This is a genomic window from uncultured Dokdonia sp., assembly GCF_947492815.1.
Classification (GTDB): domain Bacteria; phylum Bacteroidota; class Bacteroidia; order Flavobacteriales; family Flavobacteriaceae; genus Dokdonia.
The window spans coordinates 37,639-54,427 of record NZ_CANLOB010000032.1 but is presented as its reverse complement, the minus strand read 5'-3'; the positions used below and the strand labels follow the sequence as shown (position 1 = coordinate 54,427).

Annotated in this window: 15 protein-coding genes and 1 other RNA gene; 11 read left to right on the top strand and 5 right to left on the bottom strand. The window is 33.3% G+C overall.

All coding sequences use genetic code 11. From position 1 onward, the window contains the following. Nucleotides 1-299: 299 nt before the first annotated feature. Nucleotides 300-1,361 (bottom strand): glutaminyl-peptide cyclotransferase, encoded by a 1,062-nt coding sequence (locus Q1A01_RS21005; RefSeq protein WP_299684806.1) that lies wholly within the window; start codon nucleotides 1,359-1,361, stop codon nucleotides 300-302. An 84-nt stretch (nucleotides 1,362-1,445) separates the two neighbouring features. Between Q1A01_RS21005 and ffs the strand changes: the two genes are divergently transcribed. From ffs to Q1A01_RS20990, 3 genes are all read left to right on the top strand, one after another. Then, nucleotides 1,446-1,544, top strand: an RNA gene (gene ffs, locus Q1A01_RS21000) — signal recognition particle sRNA small type. 222 nt (nucleotides 1,545-1,766) lie between these two features. Then, a complete protein-coding gene (locus Q1A01_RS20995) occupies nucleotides 1,767-2,264 on the top strand; it encodes a hypothetical protein (protein ID WP_299684805.1) in 498 nt (165 codons plus the stop codon). Nucleotides 2,265-2,448: 184 nt separating this feature from the next. Continuing rightward, nucleotides 2,449-3,798 carry a T9SS type A sorting domain-containing protein gene (locus Q1A01_RS20990; RefSeq protein WP_299684804.1) on the top strand — a complete coding sequence of 450 codons (1,350 nt, stop codon included), beginning with the start codon at nucleotides 2,449-2,451 and terminating at the stop codon, nucleotides 3,796-3,798. 345 nt (nucleotides 3,799-4,143) lie between these two features. Here the strand turns inward: Q1A01_RS20990 and Q1A01_RS20985 are convergent, their stop codons facing one another. Both Q1A01_RS20985 and Q1A01_RS20980 read right to left on the bottom strand, forming a co-directional pair. After that, nucleotides 4,144-4,782, bottom strand: coding sequence for a CPBP family glutamic-type intramembrane protease (locus Q1A01_RS20985; RefSeq protein WP_299684803.1), 639 nt, complete (start codon nucleotides 4,780-4,782; stop codon nucleotides 4,144-4,146). A gap of 1 nt (nucleotide 4,783) precedes the next feature. Continuing rightward, the gene (locus Q1A01_RS20980) at nucleotides 4,784-5,242 is read right to left on the bottom strand and encodes an Lrp/AsnC family transcriptional regulator (protein ID WP_299684802.1); all 459 of its coding nucleotides are present in this window, start codon (nucleotides 5,240-5,242) and stop codon (nucleotides 4,784-4,786) included. 190 nt (nucleotides 5,243-5,432) lie between these two features. On the opposite strand from Q1A01_RS20980, the gene Q1A01_RS20975 reads away from it, so the two are divergent. Next, nucleotides 5,433-6,650, top strand: coding sequence for an aminotransferase class I/II-fold pyridoxal phosphate-dependent enzyme (locus Q1A01_RS20975; protein WP_299684801.1), 1,218 nt, complete (start codon nucleotides 5,433-5,435; stop codon nucleotides 6,648-6,650). 75 nt (nucleotides 6,651-6,725) lie between these two features. Here Q1A01_RS20975 and Q1A01_RS20970 read toward each other — a convergent pair whose 3' ends face one another. Further along, complete coding sequence (locus Q1A01_RS20970; protein WP_299684800.1) at nucleotides 6,726-7,457, bottom strand: hypothetical protein; 732 nt, start codon at nucleotides 7,455-7,457, stop codon at nucleotides 6,726-6,728. 257 nt (nucleotides 7,458-7,714) lie between these two features. Continuing rightward, nucleotides 7,715-9,484, bottom strand: coding sequence for a tail fiber domain-containing protein (locus tag Q1A01_RS20965; RefSeq protein WP_299684799.1), 1,770 nt, complete (start codon nucleotides 9,482-9,484; stop codon nucleotides 7,715-7,717). A 251-nt stretch (nucleotides 9,485-9,735) separates the two neighbouring features. Here Q1A01_RS20965 and nhaC point away from each other — a divergent pair, with 251 nt between their 5' ends. The 7 genes from nhaC (at nucleotide 9,736) to Q1A01_RS20930 (ending at nucleotide 16,769) form a co-directional block, all read left to right on the top strand. Continuing rightward, complete coding sequence (gene nhaC / locus Q1A01_RS20960; protein ID WP_299684797.1) at nucleotides 9,736-11,223, top strand: Na+/H+ antiporter NhaC; 1,488 nt, start codon at nucleotides 9,736-9,738, stop codon at nucleotides 11,221-11,223. Beyond that, a complete protein-coding gene (locus Q1A01_RS20955) occupies nucleotides 11,223-11,678 on the top strand; it encodes a type II secretion system protein GspG (RefSeq protein WP_299684795.1) in 456 nt (151 codons plus the stop codon). The genes nhaC and Q1A01_RS20955 overlap by 1 nt, the downstream gene beginning before the upstream one ends. A gap of 156 nt (nucleotides 11,679-11,834) precedes the next feature. Continuing rightward, the gene (locus tag Q1A01_RS20950; RefSeq protein ID WP_299684793.1) at nucleotides 11,835-12,479 is read left to right on the top strand and encodes a peroxiredoxin; all 645 of its coding nucleotides are present in this window, start codon (nucleotides 11,835-11,837) and stop codon (nucleotides 12,477-12,479) included. A 111-nt stretch (nucleotides 12,480-12,590) separates the two neighbouring features. Continuing rightward, the gene (gene tpx, locus Q1A01_RS20945) at nucleotides 12,591-13,091 is read left to right on the top strand and encodes a thiol peroxidase (RefSeq protein WP_299684791.1); all 501 of its coding nucleotides are present in this window, start codon (nucleotides 12,591-12,593) and stop codon (nucleotides 13,089-13,091) included. Next, on the top strand, nucleotides 13,092-13,454 hold the full coding sequence (locus Q1A01_RS20940; protein WP_299684789.1) for a diacylglycerol kinase family protein: 363 nt from the start codon (nucleotides 13,092-13,094) through the stop codon (nucleotides 13,452-13,454). A 182-nt stretch (nucleotides 13,455-13,636) separates the two neighbouring features. After that, on the top strand, nucleotides 13,637-16,129 hold the full coding sequence (locus tag Q1A01_RS20935; protein ID WP_299684787.1) for a DNA translocase FtsK: 2,493 nt from the start codon (nucleotides 13,637-13,639) through the stop codon (nucleotides 16,127-16,129). Beyond that, complete coding sequence (locus Q1A01_RS20930; protein ID WP_299684785.1) at nucleotides 16,122-16,769, top strand: outer membrane lipoprotein carrier protein LolA; 648 nt, start codon at nucleotides 16,122-16,124, stop codon at nucleotides 16,767-16,769. Before Q1A01_RS20935 ends, Q1A01_RS20930 begins: the two co-directional genes overlap by 8 nt. The last annotated feature ends 20 nt before the right edge of the window (nucleotides 16,770-16,789 follow it).

The following is a 16,789-nucleotide window of genomic DNA, read 5'->3' as shown; positions in this document are numbered from 1 at the left end:
GGTTAAATCATTGGTATTTATTCGCATAACAAAATATACATTTTTGTCAACGAATTAGGTAACCTTTACAATTTCGAGCGCAGTCGAGAACTTATATATTCAAAATTATATTTTGAGATAGCTTATATACGCTTTCGCGAAAGCAAACTTGCGAGATTCATGATCAAAAGGTAAAACGTACTTAGAAAACGTCCCTTAATATCATATTAGTTTTCTATCTAAGCATCCTGTAATAAGCACTTAGATAAATTTATTGTTGAAGTAAGAATACGTTATACTTGATTACGAAAATTAAAAACCTACTTCTCAAAAATTTCAATTTCAAACAAGGTATTCCAGTGTTTTCCAGTAACAAAAAGGCGTCCTTCATTTACTTTATACGCAATACCATTTAATACCTCATTCTGAGGATCAAGACCACTTTGTACTTCTTTTGGTAAAGATGTGAGGTCAATAAGACCTTCTATAGCGCCTGTAGTTGGGTCAATAATAGCAATACTGGCTACTTGATAGGTATTGGCATATATCTTACCGTCTATATATTCAAGTTCATTAAAAGCTTTAGATACACTTTTGTGATTAGTAGGTTCTATATAACTTTGCTCTGCTAGGGTAGTAGGATCTAACTTCCATATTTTACTAGATCCATCAGATTTATATACTGTAGTACCATCATTACATAATCCCCAACCTTCTTTACTTCTATTGTATGTAAATGTACCTGTCTTTTTAAAATCAGATAAATTATAAATAAATCCTGTGTTTTCTCTCCAAGTGAGTTGGTATATCTTATCATTATATATCGTAAGCCCTTCTGCGAAATAGGCGTTATCTAATTTGACTTCTTGTAATATATCTCCCGTCTTATAATCTACTTTACGTAGTTTTGATTCAGCATACTTTCCTGCACTTTCATATAAGGTGTCTCCTACAAATTCCAATCCTTGTGTATACGCATCGGTTTTATGAGGAAAACGATTTATAATTTTATAACCGTATATTTTTGGTGCTTTGGTATGAAGAACTGAAATCTGAGTTGTAGCATTTGCAGTACCTTCTGAGGTATATATTGTTGCCGCAACTGTTTTACGACCTAGTGTAGCCGTTTTTATATTGGTCGTATAATTTGTCACTGCTGTAGTCTTAGGTAATTTTTTGCCATCTACTACATATATAATAGAATCTATTGCATATGTTTCTTTTGCAGTAAGAGAAAACGAAATGTCTTCACCATTGGTAACAGCATTTTTAGTAGATGATGTTTTAATGGAGTAGTTTCCAACTAAACTTTTGGTGTCTCCGCAAGCGTACATTAGAAGAGATAAACTCAGGAAACAGAGGGTCTTATATAGCGATGTCATGGGTATCAAATTTGAATGGCAATTTATAACAAAAAATCGGGCAAAAAAACCTTGCATAGGTATCTAAATGATGTATCTTTGCATCGGCAAGTCCTACACAACTAGCTCCTGTTGAATCCCCCAGGGTGGGAACACAGCAAGGGTAGACGGTCGTAGCGGTGTGATGTAGGTAGCTTGCCTTTTTTTATGCACATTATTTAAAGTTTATATAGAAGAAACCGAAGCAAAATTGCTTCGGTTTTTTTGTTTCTTTAAAAGAATCTAGGAATAAACAAGTTGTAGAAATGATTCTTACTCTTTTTCTCGAGAATACCTTATTACAATAACAGCTTCATATTACTATAACTATAGAAGATTTTATTAAAATATTTAAAAATAGAGCAGTAATTATAAAGAAATAAAAAGATGACAGAAGTCTATAATATAAAAAACAAAATAAAAGGTGAAAAGCCATCAAGTAATTATGAGATAATTAGAATTAGGAATACACCTAATGCTAATATAGTTTTAGAAAACTTTAAAAATGCAATATTAATTTTTTTACAAAATAAAACTATTAATGATGAAGATCTTAGATGGGAAAAGATATTACCAGTTGGAATTATAAATAAATTAAAACAATTAGATGATACTGATTATAAATATGATGAGTTATTAGACTATATAGACATAACAATTTATAATTTACAAACAATTAAAGATTGGAAATGGTACAGTTCTCTTGAAGTAGAGAATGGTTTTGATATTGTTGTAGAAGGTGAATTTAATCCAGGACAGTTTATTAGTTTTATTCACTGCCAAAATGTGCCACTAAGTAACATCAAAATAATTAATGAAATCAAAGAAAAGATTTATGATCTAAAAACATTAAAAGATTATACCAGTTATAAGACCCTAAAATAGGAATGATTCTTTTTAAACCGAAGCAAATTTGCTTCGGTTTTTTTGCTTCTTACGCTTTCGCGAAAGCGTACTCTTGCAACTATTTATTTAAAAACAAAATTGATAAAAGAAAGAAAGAATCAGTTTTTCTAACGCAACCTTTTTGAGGATAACTAGATATAGTATGTATAAACAATCACATATTATGAAAAAAATAACACTCCTCACCATCCTATTTCAAACCATATTAAGTGTTGCACAAACTGTAGACATCCCTGATGAAAATTTTAAAAATGCATTACTTAATCAAACGCCAGTTATTGATAGTAATAATGATGGAGAAATTCAAGTAACAGAAGCCGAGGCAACAACAATGATTGTGGTATTTGATAGTAATATTTCTGATCTAACAGGTATAGCAGCTTTTATAAGTTTAGAATTCCTTCAAGCTTCTTTTAATAGTATAAGTGAGTTGGATACCTCTTTTTTTCCTAACCTAGAAACAGTATCTATAGCATCCAATGATTTGCAAAACTTAGATTTTTCTGAAAACCCTAATCTCGTAACAATTATAGCAAGTAACAATCCGCTTACAAGTCTTGATATTTCAAATAATACAAATCTAACAGTACTTAATCTAAATGAGACCTTATTACAAACGATAGATGTTCAAAATAATACACTACTAGAACTCATACGTATCGCCGATGCTACAACTGAAACTCTTGATATCACCACGCTTAGTGCATTAAATACATTAGAAATAAGTGGTTCTAATATAACCACAATCGATTTATCTCAAAATGAGAATCTGTTGACATTACAGGCAAATAACCTTGCGCTCAATACGATCGATATTTCCAATAATCCGTTATTAGAGATTTTGACAGTAGCAGGAACATCTGTTGCAACTATAGACTTTTCTGCTAATGAGAACCTTCGTTTGTTGAATATTAGTAACACACTATTTTCAGAGTTAAATCCGTTTGTATTACCAGATTTACAGTTTATTGATTTTTCTCAAACAGATATTCAAGACATTGATTTTTCTAGCAACACAGCACTTTGCAATGTCTTTGCACTATCAGATAAGTTAGAAACAGTCAATCTCCAAAATGGCGCCAATGAAGCATTTGAAAATGGAGGAAACTGCTCTGTGAGTGCAGGTTTTACATCTTTCTCTACACCTTCAGAAGTTTTTCTAATGGGAAATGCCTTGGCTAGTGTTTGTGTAGATAATATTCAATTTGCAGAAGAAAATTTTCTAGTCTCTACATCAGCCGAATTTATCGAAGATTGCCAGTTAGCTACAGACAGTAATGTGTTTATTGATTTGGCAGTATATCCTAACCCAACAAGTGATTTTGTGACTATAGAAAGTCGTATGCCTATTAGTTCTGTAACGATTCATAATGCACTTGGGCAACGCGTAGGAATATTTGAAAACCTCATCAATGAAAAAACTATCGATATATCTAGTTATGATTCAGGTATCTATTTTATGACAATCACTTCTAATACTATATCTGAAGTAAAACAGCTCCTAAAAAAATAAAGAACACGTATTCTATGTTGTGTTATGCTTTTGCGGAAGCATAACACTTCTTTTTATAAGTGAAACACGATTTTGTAAAGCCTAGAAGACTTTGCCTGAAGACAATGAAATTCTCATCTTCATGACAATGAATTTAACAAGCATCCATACCAGGAAAGGTGTGGTAGATTTGTTACGGAAAGTTTATATAAAAATGTATAGAAAAATACACTTTTCTATAAACAACCACCCGTCTTAGGCTAACAAGCATCCATACCAGGAAAGGTGTGGTAGATGTGTTACGGAAAGTTTATATAAAAATGTATAGAAAAATACACTTTTCTATAAACAACCACCCATCTCAGGCTAACAAGCATCCATACCAGGAAAGGCAAGCATTTGACCCATACCTACCGTGAAGAGCCAATTGCCATATAAAGCATGCTCTATCGAAACTAGTGTAGTAGATTTTGTTTTGGTATACGTATATGCAAATAATAATCCTCCTATAAAAGTAAGAACAGTCACCAGTGTATTACGTAAAAACAAATGCGCCATAGAAAATACAATGGCATTTATAAAAATGAACACCTTCTTATTGGTAAAGATCGATTGGTACCGCTCAAAGAAAAAAGTACGATAAATTACTTCTTGAGGCCATACCGATAAAAAGGTATAGATAAAGAGAATGGTGACCCATAAATCTGGTTTATTACGAGGCACACAAAATAGGGCAGAAGCATCCATGATATATACATAGATACTTGTGATAATAGCAATACCTATAAACTTAATACCTGTGGCTTTCCAGAATGAAGCCCAGTTAATTCCCTTTTTTAATCTAAGCCGAACCGGTGTTTTTCTAAAAAGTACTACGATAAGGTAGGTAAAAGCAATTAGAATAGAGGCAGCTTTAATTCTAAAATCATACGGTAGTAATAAACTAAGCGGAAGCACTATAAAAAGCACAAATAATTCGATAGCGAGGTATTTAGATAATTGCATATTATAAGGTGATAGCTGTAGTATGTTTTACTTCATTAATAACAAACGAACTGTGTGTACTTCCTATGTGGTCTAGCGTTGTTAATTTAGTAACCATAAACTCTCTAAACTCATTAATATCGGCCACCAAAACCTTGATAATATAATCGTAATCTCCACTTACATGGTAACATTCTACCACTTCTTCTATAGCAAGTACTGCTTTCTCAAAAGTAGTGAGATATTCTTTACGATGCTGTATTAATTTGATATGACACAACACCACAAAATCACGATTTACTTTTGATTTATTAACGAGTCCTACATAGTTCTCAATAATACCTTCACGTTCTAATTTCTTTATACGCTCATAGACAGCAGTAACCGAGAGATTTAATAAACCTGAAAGTTCTTTATTTGTTTTTTTACAATCCTCTTGAAGATAGCCCAAGAGTTTTTTATCGATAGCGTCAAAAGTCATGATAGAAAATATTTCTAGTGGTTATGGTGATTTATACGCTTTCGCGAAAGCGTATACAGCAAAAATACATTATTTGTAGTTTAATTTTCTAAATATAATCATAATGATTGATAAATAATCTAGCGTGCTGTAGATTTGATGTATAAATAATTTTATCTTAAAAAAAATACACTATAAAAATACATATATTATGTCCTATAAACCCGCAAATAAGATTCAAGATTTACAGTACTTTGGAGAATTTGGAGGTGTGAACCCTTCTATTTCTGACAGTTCTACCTATACATTTCTATCTGCCAAAACCATGTTTGACACCTTTGAAGGAGATGCCGATGGATGTTATTTATATTCACGTCATAGTACCCCTTCTAATTTGTACCTAGGAGAAGCGCTTGCTGCTATGGAAGATACAGAAACAGCTAATGTTGCCGCTAGTGGAATGGGAGCTATAACTCCTGTACTATTACAATTATGCGAAGCGGGAGATCATATCGTTTCTAGTAGAACGATTTATGGAGGTACGTATGCATTTTTGAAGAATTTTACACCTAGGTTAGGAATTTCAACCAGTTTTGTAGATATCACCAACTTAGAAAAAGTAGCCGCCGCTATTACACCGAAAACCAAAGTGTTGTATTGTGAGTCAGTAAGTAATCCTTTATTAGAAATAGCCGATTTGGAGGCATTAAGTGCGCTTTCGCGAAAGCATAACCTGAAACTTGTTGTAGATAATACATTCTCACCCTTATCTATTACTCCTGTAAAACACGGAGCAGATATCGTCATTCATAGTTTGACAAAGTTTATTAACGGTTCTTCAGATACTGTAGGTGGAGTTGTATGTGGTAGTCAGGAATTTATCGATCAGTTACGTAATGTAAATGACGGGGCAAGTATGTTGTTAGGATCTACTATGGATAGTTTGCGTGCTTCTTCAGTACTTAAGAACTTACGTACGTTACATATTAGAATGAAGCAACATAGCCATAATGCATTGTATTTAGCAACTCAATTCCAAGCTGATGGTTTACGTACTGTTTATCCAGGATTAATATCACATCCAAGTCATGAAGTGTTTAAGCGTATGATGAATGAAGAATATGGTTTTGGAGGAATGCTTACTATAGATGTAGGAAGTCTTGATAAAGCAAATGCGCTTATGGAATTAATGCAAGAACGTAATTTAGGATATCTAGCTGTAAGTTTAGGGTTTTATAAAACATTATTTAGTGCACCAGGTACCTCTACTTCTTCAGAAATTCCAGAAGAAGAACAAGTAGAAATGGGACTTACCGATGGTTTAATCCGTTTTTCTGTAGGACTCGATAATGATATAGAACGTACGTATCAAGAAATGAAAAAATGTATGTATGAGGTAGGTGTTTTTGAAACCGCAGCTGTCATATAACATACTATATGTATATAAAAAGATAAGAGCCTGTATAAAAAAACACAGGCTCTTATTATATCTTATTTTTTGTACTTATAATTTTTTAATAGTCATATAACATTGTCCTGATAATACAGTTATTCCATTACTTACATCGCCACTACCTTGGTCAAAAGCATTGACAATCAAAAAATCTACAGTACCAGAAGCAGCTGTAATTTCAAATACAGCGGCTACAGGAGAATAGCTTCCTGCATCAGAGTTAAATGATGCAGCACTTGAAGTTCCTATAGATCCTATATTAGCACCGTTTACTCGTACTTGATAGTCAACAGAAACACGTTCATTGACACGAATTGTGGCAGTGAGTTCATAGACTCCTCTTGGTAATGTTACTGTTGTTCCAGAGAAAGAAGCCCCATCAATATTACTAAAAAGTTCTGTATCATAATTAAACGGAGTAACAGTACTAGAAGTTAAAGTATTAGAACTAAAAGATCGTTGCATAATTTGTGTTCTAGGCATAATACTAGTCCACACAGCACCATCCCAATATACAAAACCGACCTCCAGACCATTAGTGCCTGTTACTTGCGTTGTATTAAATACAACTGTACCAATTTCTAAAGCAGTTCCTTGCGGATTGGTAACAGTAGATGTATCATCATTTCCTGAAAGTGCGTATTTAGGAACGAGAACACCGCCATTTGTAGTATTAGAAATTTCTAAAGCTGCTCTAGGTGTAGTGGTACCAACACCTACTTGTCCATAAGACATAGTTATGTTGATAAAAATAAAGACAATTAGAAAGATAAGTTTTTTCATAGTACTCAATTTACGCTCAAAAGTAGGGACGTAGATCTTTATATAAAATAATTAACAATAGGTATTCGTTGAAATGACCAGTTCCATCTATAAACAACTAAGTATTAAGAATTAATTAAGTAAAAACCGTTGTTTTTTTCTGGTTTGTGTTATCAAAATTACACAAACGTAAGAGTACGTATAAACTACTATAAATAGTAAAAGTCCGAAATAAGTATTTTCGGACTTTTACAAGTATTGATATAGAAATAGTTGTTTTACTTAAGGCCTTCAATAAGGCTTTCTAATTTTTTAAGATGTGCTTCAAGTGCATCAATTTTTTCATTTTGAGAATCGATCACTTTTTGTTGTTCTTGAACTGCCTGTACTAGCGGTACAACAAAAGTAACATAAGACACTTTATAATTATCCTTTGTTAAATCTTCTGGTTTTACCAAACCTGAAAAGTCATAATCTGAAGCGATCATAGCTTCTTCAATTTCTTGAGCAATAAACCCTGTTTCGATTTTTGTAGGATTTTCTCTTATGGTTTGTGCATTATGAAATGCATCTAGTTTTGCTAGATCAAACTTGTATGTTACAGGTCGTAATCGATTTATAAAATCTAATCCAGGTACATTTGCTTTGATGTCATATTTGAATCGGCCGTCAGATGTATTTACAATCGTAGCAGTTCCTTGATCAATTTCAGTAATACTCCCATATTTCAATTGATTAGCTTTTGTAGGTACAGCGCCATTTCCTATACCGACAGCGTTATCATATCCATTATCTATAGTGATATTGCTTCCTAAAGCAACGGCATTTTTAGCACCACCAGCAATAGTATTGTTATTTCCTAAAGCAATACTTGAACTAGCTCCATTATTAATAATACTTCCAATTCCTAATACAACTGATTCATCAGATCCTCCGTCTACTGTTGAATTTTTTCCGATAGCAACAGCACTACTAGAACCTCCATCTACAATAGTATTATCTCCAATAGCAACACCACTACTAGAACCTCCATCTACAATAGTATTATCTCCAATAGCAATTGCTTCATTTGCAGTTGCACTCGCTTCATGTCCTATAGCAGTAGCACTACTTCCACTTATTATTGCATTGCGTCCAATGGCAATAGAAAGATTACTTGACGTACTATTTGCATCTGAATTTACTCCTATAAAAACATTATTACTTCCTGTTTGATTAGTTAATCCAGCATTAATTCCTATAGCGGTATTATTAATACCTGATAGGTTACTAGCTAGTGACGTTTGTCCAATAGCGGTGTTATTACCGCCTGATGTATTTTGTCTTAAAGCATCATTTCCTACAGCAGTATTACGACTTCCAAAAGTATTATTTTCTAATGTTTCATCTCCTACAGCAGTATTAAAATCTCCAGTTGTATTTTTAGTAAGACTTAATGTTCCTACTGCCGTATTATCTCGTCCAGAACTTGTTGTTTTTCCTGTTTGATACCCTATAAATGTATTGTGTTCGGCAGAAGTACTATCAGGATCATATGCTTCTCCAGCCTCAAAACCTATGAATAATGATAATTCATCAGATTGTAATTCAAATTGTCCCATTTCTGTAAGACGTCCTACAAACTTATTATTTACTCTAAAGTCTACTTCTTGATTATTAGTGGTTCCTATAAAATGAGTACCACTGATAGCATCATTATTTCCTGTAGTTTTCCAATCTGCACTCACCTCAGGTACTACAGATACCCAATTAGGAATGGTATGATCCCAATAGTAAAATCCAACACTGTAATCCTGTGGAGTACCACTAATGTTTACACCTGTTCTAGCAGTATTTAAATATACCAGCATCGATTGCTGTTCTGCAGTAGGGTTTGTAATAGGGAAATTACTAATGCGAGGTATTAGAATTCCATCTGTAGCAGTTGGAGAAGAACTATTAGAAGCTGTGATATCTAAAGTTGCTTTTGGGCTTGTTGTATTTATACCAACTTGAGCGATGGTAATTGTAGATACCATTAGAAGGGTAATAAGTAGTAGCTGTTTCATTATTAAATACGATTTGGGAGTACAAACATATAGATATTAAAAGGTACTGGTATGTAGTAACATATACTTTTCGTTAACATGTCTCAAAAACTCGATGAAAGTCACAAAAAACACTGTTTTTAACATCGTTTTACTACAATTACGCACAGAGTTTGTGGTAAAACCGTAAAAAATATCTAATGATATCTTGGCAATGTGTATTCCGTATTTTATATAAAATGGTTACATTGTGAGTTTAAAATTTAGATCATATGGATAGCCAAAGGCAGGATACACAAAACGAAAAAATAGTAGAAAATAAAGAGTTGAATATATGGGAAGCAATGATTCCTGTTTTTGCTCTTGTGGGTATGTTATTCTTTAATGTGTTCTTTGCTTTTGGAGATAATGCTTTAAATGGGTCAAATCAATTCATTTTACTATTAGGTGCTGCCGTCGCTGCTATAGTAGGATACTTCAATAAAGTAAGTTATAAAACTATGATAGAGGAGGTGTCGCAAAATTTAAAATCTACTACAGGTGCTATATTGATACTATTGATGGTTGGAGCGCTAGCAGGAACCTGGTTAATAAGTGGAATTATCCCTACTATGATTTATTATGGATTACAAATATTAAATCCTACTATATTTTTAGCATCTTGTGTTGTTATATGTGCTATTATATCAATAGCTACAGGAAGTTCTTGGACCACATCTGCAACCGTAGGTATAGCACTTATAGGTATTGCTGAAGCTTTAGGGATTTCATTAGGAATGACTGCAGGAGCGGTACTTTCCGGCGCTTATTTTGGGGACAAACTATCTCCTATGAGTGATACGACAAATTTAGCACCTGCTATGGCAGGAACAGATTTGTTTACACATATAAAGTATATGACATTAACAACAGTACCCACAATCATTATTACACTTATTGTATTTATAATTATCGGCTTTACATTAGAACCTGTAGGTACAGCAGATACTGCATCTATTTTAGCTTCAATTGATAAATCTTTTAATATTTCACCTTGGTTATTCTTAGTACCTATTATTGTGATCATACTTATTGTAAAAAAGACACCACCATTAATAGCCCTTTTATTAGGAACATTATTAGGAGCAGTTGCTGCGTTAATCTTTCAACCAGAGATTGTTTTAGCTGTATCAGGAGGAAAAACTCTAAATTTTATTAATGCATATAAAGGTATTATGAATGCTATAACGGTAGATACAGCAGTAGCTACTGATGCAGAATCACTTAATGATCTTTTTTCAGCAGGAGGTATGTATGGTATGTTAAAGACAATATGGCTAATTATATGTGCCATGGTATTTGGAGGAGTCATGGATGCTATTGGAGCATTGGCACGAATAAGTAAGTTTATGCTTAGTCTATTTGAGAGTACTTTTGGACTATTTGCAAGTACAGTAATTACTTGTTTAGGACTTAATGCTACAGCAAGTGATCAATATTTGGCAATTGTGGTGCCAGGTAAAATGTATAGTAAAGCGTTTAAAGATAAAGGACTAGCTCCTGAAAATTTATCAAGAACACTGGAAGATTCAGGAACTGTAACATCAGTATTGATACCTTATAATACTTGTGGAGCTTATCAGAGTGGTGTTCTGGGAGTTAGTGTAGCTGACTATGCAATATTTGCCGTCTTTAACTGGTTAAGTCCGTTTATGACTTTATTATTTGCTGCTTTTAATATTAAAATCCGTCAACTAAAGGATGCAGGAAAAGAAGCATAATGTGGTTACTTGAAATTTTTCTAGAGTTAGGTCTTTTAGTGGCAGATGAAAGGCATTATAAAAAAGTTAGAAAAAAAGAGAAAGCAGATGGTAGTTCTAGACCTATTCAAAAATATGTACTTTCTCCATCAGTCAAAATATACGTATCTGTTTTTGTAATTGTTATTTTTCTTATTGGGTCTTGGTTTCTATATACAGTACTATTTGCTTACCCTAAACAAACATTGAAAGAAATGAAAACAATTACACATGCTATAGTATCCTATGAAGAAAATACTGGCAAAAAAATACAATCCTTAGAGACTCTTGTTGTCGGTAGACCTCTACGAAAAGATTGGTTAAAAGATGCATGGGGAAAACCTTATCAGCTTACTACAATACCAAATTTTCAATTAATATCAGCTGGAAGTGATTCACAATTTGGAACAGAAGATGATATCAGAATATCTCATTAATAAGCCATTTTTTTTAGTACTTTCTTAGTAGAACGATATGATGATTATAAGGATCATAAAATCGAAAAATATTAGTGATGCTATCTTTGTTTTTAAATAGTACATACCTACTTTTGCGCGCTCAAAAAATAGCTAACTATTTATAAAAATAATCGTATGACCTTAGTTGGGAAAAACTTTCCAAATCTTGCTGTTGATTCAATGAATAATCGCGGCGAAAACAAAAAAATAAACATTGTAGAAGAAGCTCAAAATCAAGGTAAAAAAGTACTTCTTTTTTGGTACCCTAAAGATTTTACTTTTGTATGTCCTACAGAACTTCATGCTTTTCAAGCAGCCGTTGAAGCATTCGAAAAAAGAAACACTATTGTTATTGGTGCTTCTTGTGATACTCCAGAAGTTCATTTTGCATGGTTGTGTACTCCAAAAAATAATGGCGGTATAGAAGGGGTGAGCTACCCAATATTGGCAGATAGTAATCGTAATTTGGCAAATCAATTAGGGATTCTTGATGTGACTAATGAGCGTTATGATGAAGAAACTGGAGCAGTAATGGTAGATGGAGATAATGTAACCTATAGAGCAACCTATCTTATTGATGAAAAAGGAGTTGTTTTTCACGAAAGTGTAAACCATATGCCTGTAGGACGTAATGTCGCAGAATTTATTCGTTTGATAGACGCATATACACATGTACAGCAAAATGGAGAAGTATGTCCTGCAAATTGGACAGAAGGAGAAGAAGCAATGAATGCAAATAGAGAAGGTGTTGCAACATATTTAAGTGAGCAATTAAACTAATATAATTTCTTTATGAAATTTAACAAAGCCTTGTGATTTCACAGGGCTTTTTCTTTAGAATATAGACGGTATTTTCTCATAGATTTTTTACATTTACAAAAACACTTTTTTATGGCATCAGTAACCTTAGGGGGAACCCCAGTAAATACAATTAGCAGTCTTCCTGAAATTGGAAGTCCAGCGCCTGCTTTTACGCTTTCGCGAAATGATCTTTCTTCTGTAACCCTTAACGATTATAGAGGTAAAAATCTGGTATTGAATATATTTCCAAGTGTAGACACAGGAGTATGTGCACAATCTATACGCACTTTTAATGAAAAAGCAAGTGCATTAGAAAATACAGAAGTACTTTGTATATCTCGTGATTTACCATTTGCTCAAGCACGTTTTTGTGGTGCCGAGGGTATTGAAAATGTAAGCACACTTTCTGACTTTAAACGTGGTGAATTTGGTAAAGATTACGGGGTAGAACTTATAGATGGAGGTTTTGAAGGATTACACTCAAGAGCTATTGTGGTTGTAGACGAAAAGGGAAAAGTAATCCATACCGAACAAGTTTCAGAAATAGGACATGAACCTAATTATGAAGCAGCACTTAATGCATTGTCATAAATGCCAACTAGTTTTATAAAAGGACGTCTTAAAGGATGTGTATATGCATTTAAAGGAGGAATACTCCTGTTAAAATCTGAAGCAAGTATTCAGGTGCAATTTGGGATCGCTATACTCATAACTATTGCAGGTTTTTATTTCCGTATTTCTCCTACAGAATGGATGATACAAACCCTCTGTATAGGTATGGTGATGAGTATTGAAGGGTTAAATACTGCCGTAGAAGAGATTGCAGATTTCGTACATCCCGATTTTCATGATAAAATAGGAAAGATCAAAGATATTGCAGCAGGAGCTGTAGGTATTGCTGCACTTATTGCTGTAATAGTAGCTGGTATTATCTATGTTCCTAAGGTGTTTTAGTTCTAAAGAATACCAATAGTAGTCTCATTGTTTCGAAGTTTTTTTATAGATTATAAAAATAATATTAATGATAACTGAAGATATTTCTGTTTACAAAAAGCAGTAATAGGGCACCAAATCATCTATATTTCCGTTTCATATTTGTATTTTTAACCTAACAACACAATCCAATCACTAGCTTAATGGCTAAAAAGAAAACAACGACTAAAAGTAAACCTAAAAAGACAAAGACACCCAGAAAACCTATAAGCTTTAAACTTTCTAGACAACAACAGATTATACTAGGAAGTTTTTTGTTCTTTCTTGGAATCGCTTTGTTATTTTCCTTTATTTCTTATTTATTTACTTGGAAAGTAGACCAAAGTGTCATTGCAGATCTCTCAGATCGAGATGCGCAAACCAAGAACTGGTTAAGTAATTTTGGAGCAGGAGTAAGTAACTTTTTTATCTACAAAGGATTTGGAATTGCAGCATTTATTATAGCTGCACTCCTTACCATATCGGGGGTATATTATTTCTTTGATTATGCAAAAGCAAAATTAAGACAGTTTTGGTTTTGGGGTATTTTAGTGATGATATGGCTCTCAGTATTCTTTGGTTTTTTCCATAAACAGAACGATATTCTTGGAGGACAAGTAGGTTATGAAATTAATGATTACTTACAAGATTATTTAGGAAGCATAGGAGCTGCTTTTATTTTGGCGTTTCTAGCAATAGCGTATGCCGTGATAAGACTTAAAATGACACCTGATAAAGTCGGAACCTTCTTTAAAAGTACAAAAGATCAATTATCTGATGAGTTTAAAGAAACTCCTGTTGAGATAACTGAATCTCCTGAAAAAATAGAAACACCAATAGCAGATTCAGAAATAAAAGAAACACCTGCGATTGTAGAAGAAGTTATTAAAAATACCGAAGAAGAAATTACATCTGGAAAATCTACATTTGAAATGAATGTAGAAAATTTACAACCTACTATTGGTAAAAAGAAAACAAAAGGAGAAGTTGTAAATCCGCCTATGGAAATTACAACTCCTGACCCTGAACCAGAATTAGTAGTTACTCCAGAAGTAACAGAACAAATAGACATCGAAATAAAAGCTCCTGTAGAAGAAAAAGAAGTTAAAAAGAATCTGAGTGATAAACTTGTAGATGATTTTGGAGAGTTTGATCCTACGTTAGAATTAGGACATTATAAATTTCCGCCTATAGATCTATTAAAAGATTATACTAAAGGGCAAGGAATTACCATTAACCAAGAAGAGCTAGAAGAAAATAAAAACCGAATTGTAGAGACCTTAAATAACTATAAGATAGGGATTGCAAATATCAAAGCAACAGTTGGACCTACAGTAACCTTATATGAAATTGTACCCGAAGCAGGAATTCGTATCTCTAAAATCAAAAACTTAGAAGATGATATTGCATTATCTTTAAGTGCACTTGGTATTCGTATTATAGCTCCTATTCCTGGAAAAGGAACTATAGGTATTGAAGTACCAAATAAAAAGCCAAGAATTGTCTCTATGCGATCTGCTGTGGCTTCTCCTAAGTTTCAAGAAGCAGAGATGGAACTACCATTAACCTTAGGTAAAACGATTTCTAATGAAACTTTTGTGGTAGATCTTGCCAAAATGCCTCACTTATTAATGGCGGGTGCCACAGGACAAGGAAAATCAGTAGGACTGAATGCAATATTGACATCCTTATTATATAAGAAACATCCAGCCGAAGTAAAATTTGTACTCGTAGATCCTAAAAAGGTAGAACTCACCCTCTTTAATAAAATAGAACGTCACTACTTGGCAAAACTTCCAGATACCGAAGAAGCTATTATTACAGATAATTCTAAGGTAATTAATACACTTAATTCTATGTGTATTGAGATGGATGCACGTTATGACCTTCTTAAAAACGCCATGTGTCGTAACATTAAAGAGTATAACGCTAAGTTTAAAGCCCGTAAGCTCAATCCAAATAATGGACATAAATTTCTACCTTATATCGTATTGGTGGTAGATGAGTTTGCAGATTTAATTATGACTTCTGGAAAAGAAGTAGAAACCCCTATTGCACGTTTAGCACAGTTAGCACGTGCTATTGGAATTCATTTGATCATTGCGACCCAAAGACCTTCTGTAAATGTAATTACGGGTATTATTAAAGCAAACTTCCCAGCGCGTATTGCTTTTAGAGTAACCTCAAAAATTGATAGTCGTACTATTTTAGATACTTCTGGTGCAGATCAATTAATAGGTAGAGGAGATATGTTATATACACAAGGAAATGAAGTGGTACGTATTCAGTGTGCGTTTGTAGACACTCCTGAAGTTGAACGTATTGTAGATTATATTGGAGGGCAAAAAGCTTATCCAGATGCACACCTTTTACCAGAATACGTAGGTGAAGAAAGTGGCACGAGTCTTGATATAGATGCTAGTGATAGAGATAAACTCTTCCGAGAAGCCGCCGAAGTATTGGTGATTGCACAACAAGGAAGTGCCTCTTTATTACAACGTAAACTCAAACTAGGATATAATAGAGCAGGACGTCTTATAGATCAGCTGGAAGCAGCAGGCATTGTAGGACCTTTTGAAGGTAGTAAAGCACGTCAAGTACTCGTACCAGATATAATGGCTCTAGACCAACTTTTAAATAATGAAGGAAATGAATAAAGTTAGTATGCGATTTTTAATAAGTATGATGTTAATTGTAGGTGGGTACGCTTTCGCGAAAGCGCAATCAGCACAGTCATTACTTAAAGAAGTAGACAGTAAAGTCAAAAGCTATAAAAATATAGCGATCGACTTTAAATACGCATTGACCAACGAAGCGCAAGGTGTAAACCAAGAAACCAAGGGAAATGTCGTATTAAAAGGAGATTTATATGCGCTTAATTTATTAGGAACAAAGCAAATTTTTGATGGATCTAATATTTATACTATTGTTCCAGAAGATGAAGAGGTAACTGTAAGTGCTTTAAATGATCAAGATCCAAATGCAATTACGCCCTCAAAAATGCTATCGTTTTTTAATGATGGGTATACTCAAAAAATGGATATTACTCAAAAAGTAAATGGACGTACTATACAATATGTGAAATTAACTCCTATGGATTCTAATAGTGAGGTAAAACATACATTATTAGGAGTTGATACTACAACAAAACACATTTATAGATTGATCATTGTACAAAAGAACGATACTAAAATTACAATCACAGTAAATTCTTTTAAACCTGATCAAACAATGTCTGCAAATGCATTTGTATTTGATCAAAGTAAGTACGCAGATTATTATATTAACAAAATATAACAAGCACAGTACTGTAGGAA

What these genes read in the sequence shown, in the direction of transcription:
- Q1A01_RS20950 (WP_299684793.1), top strand. Translation starts at nt 11,835, where the DNA reads ATGACCTTAGTTGGGAAAAACTTTCCAAATCTTGCTGTTGATTCAATG.
- Q1A01_RS20980 (WP_299684802.1), bottom strand. Translation starts at nt 5,242, where the DNA reads ATGACTTTTGACGCTATCGATAAAAAACTCTTGGGCTATCTTCAAGAG.
- Q1A01_RS20935 (WP_299684787.1), top strand. Translation starts at nt 13,637, where the DNA reads ATGGCTAAAAAGAAAACAACGACTAAAAGTAAACCTAAAAAGACAAAG.
- Q1A01_RS20965 (WP_299684799.1), bottom strand. Translation starts at nt 9,484, where the DNA reads ATGAAACAGCTACTACTTATTACCCTTCTAATGGTATCTACAATTACC.
- Q1A01_RS20930 (WP_299684785.1), top strand. Translation starts at nt 16,122, where the DNA reads ATGAATAAAGTTAGTATGCGATTTTTAATAAGTATGATGTTAATTGTA.
- Q1A01_RS20975 (WP_299684801.1), top strand. Translation starts at nt 5,433, where the DNA reads ATGTCCTATAAACCCGCAAATAAGATTCAAGATTTACAGTACTTTGGA.
- Q1A01_RS20990 (WP_299684804.1), top strand. Translation starts at nt 2,449, where the DNA reads ATGAAAAAAATAACACTCCTCACCATCCTATTTCAAACCATATTAAGT.
- Q1A01_RS20970 (WP_299684800.1), bottom strand. Translation starts at nt 7,457, where the DNA reads ATGAAAAAACTTATCTTTCTAATTGTCTTTATTTTTATCAACATAACT.
- Q1A01_RS20985 (WP_299684803.1), bottom strand. Translation starts at nt 4,782, where the DNA reads ATGCAATTATCTAAATACCTCGCTATCGAATTATTTGTGCTTTTTATA.
- nhaC (WP_299684797.1), top strand. Translation starts at nt 9,736, where the DNA reads ATGGATAGCCAAAGGCAGGATACACAAAACGAAAAAATAGTAGAAAAT.
- Q1A01_RS20955 (WP_299684795.1), top strand. Translation starts at nt 11,223, where the DNA reads ATGTGGTTACTTGAAATTTTTCTAGAGTTAGGTCTTTTAGTGGCAGAT.
- Q1A01_RS20995 (WP_299684805.1), top strand. Translation starts at nt 1,767, where the DNA reads ATGACAGAAGTCTATAATATAAAAAACAAAATAAAAGGTGAAAAGCCA.
- Q1A01_RS20940 (WP_299684789.1), top strand. Translation starts at nt 13,092, where the DNA reads ATGCCAACTAGTTTTATAAAAGGACGTCTTAAAGGATGTGTATATGCA.
- Q1A01_RS21005 (WP_299684806.1), bottom strand. Translation starts at nt 1,361, where the DNA reads ATGACATCGCTATATAAGACCCTCTGTTTCCTGAGTTTATCTCTTCTA.
- tpx (WP_299684791.1), top strand. Translation starts at nt 12,591, where the DNA reads ATGGCATCAGTAACCTTAGGGGGAACCCCAGTAAATACAATTAGCAGT.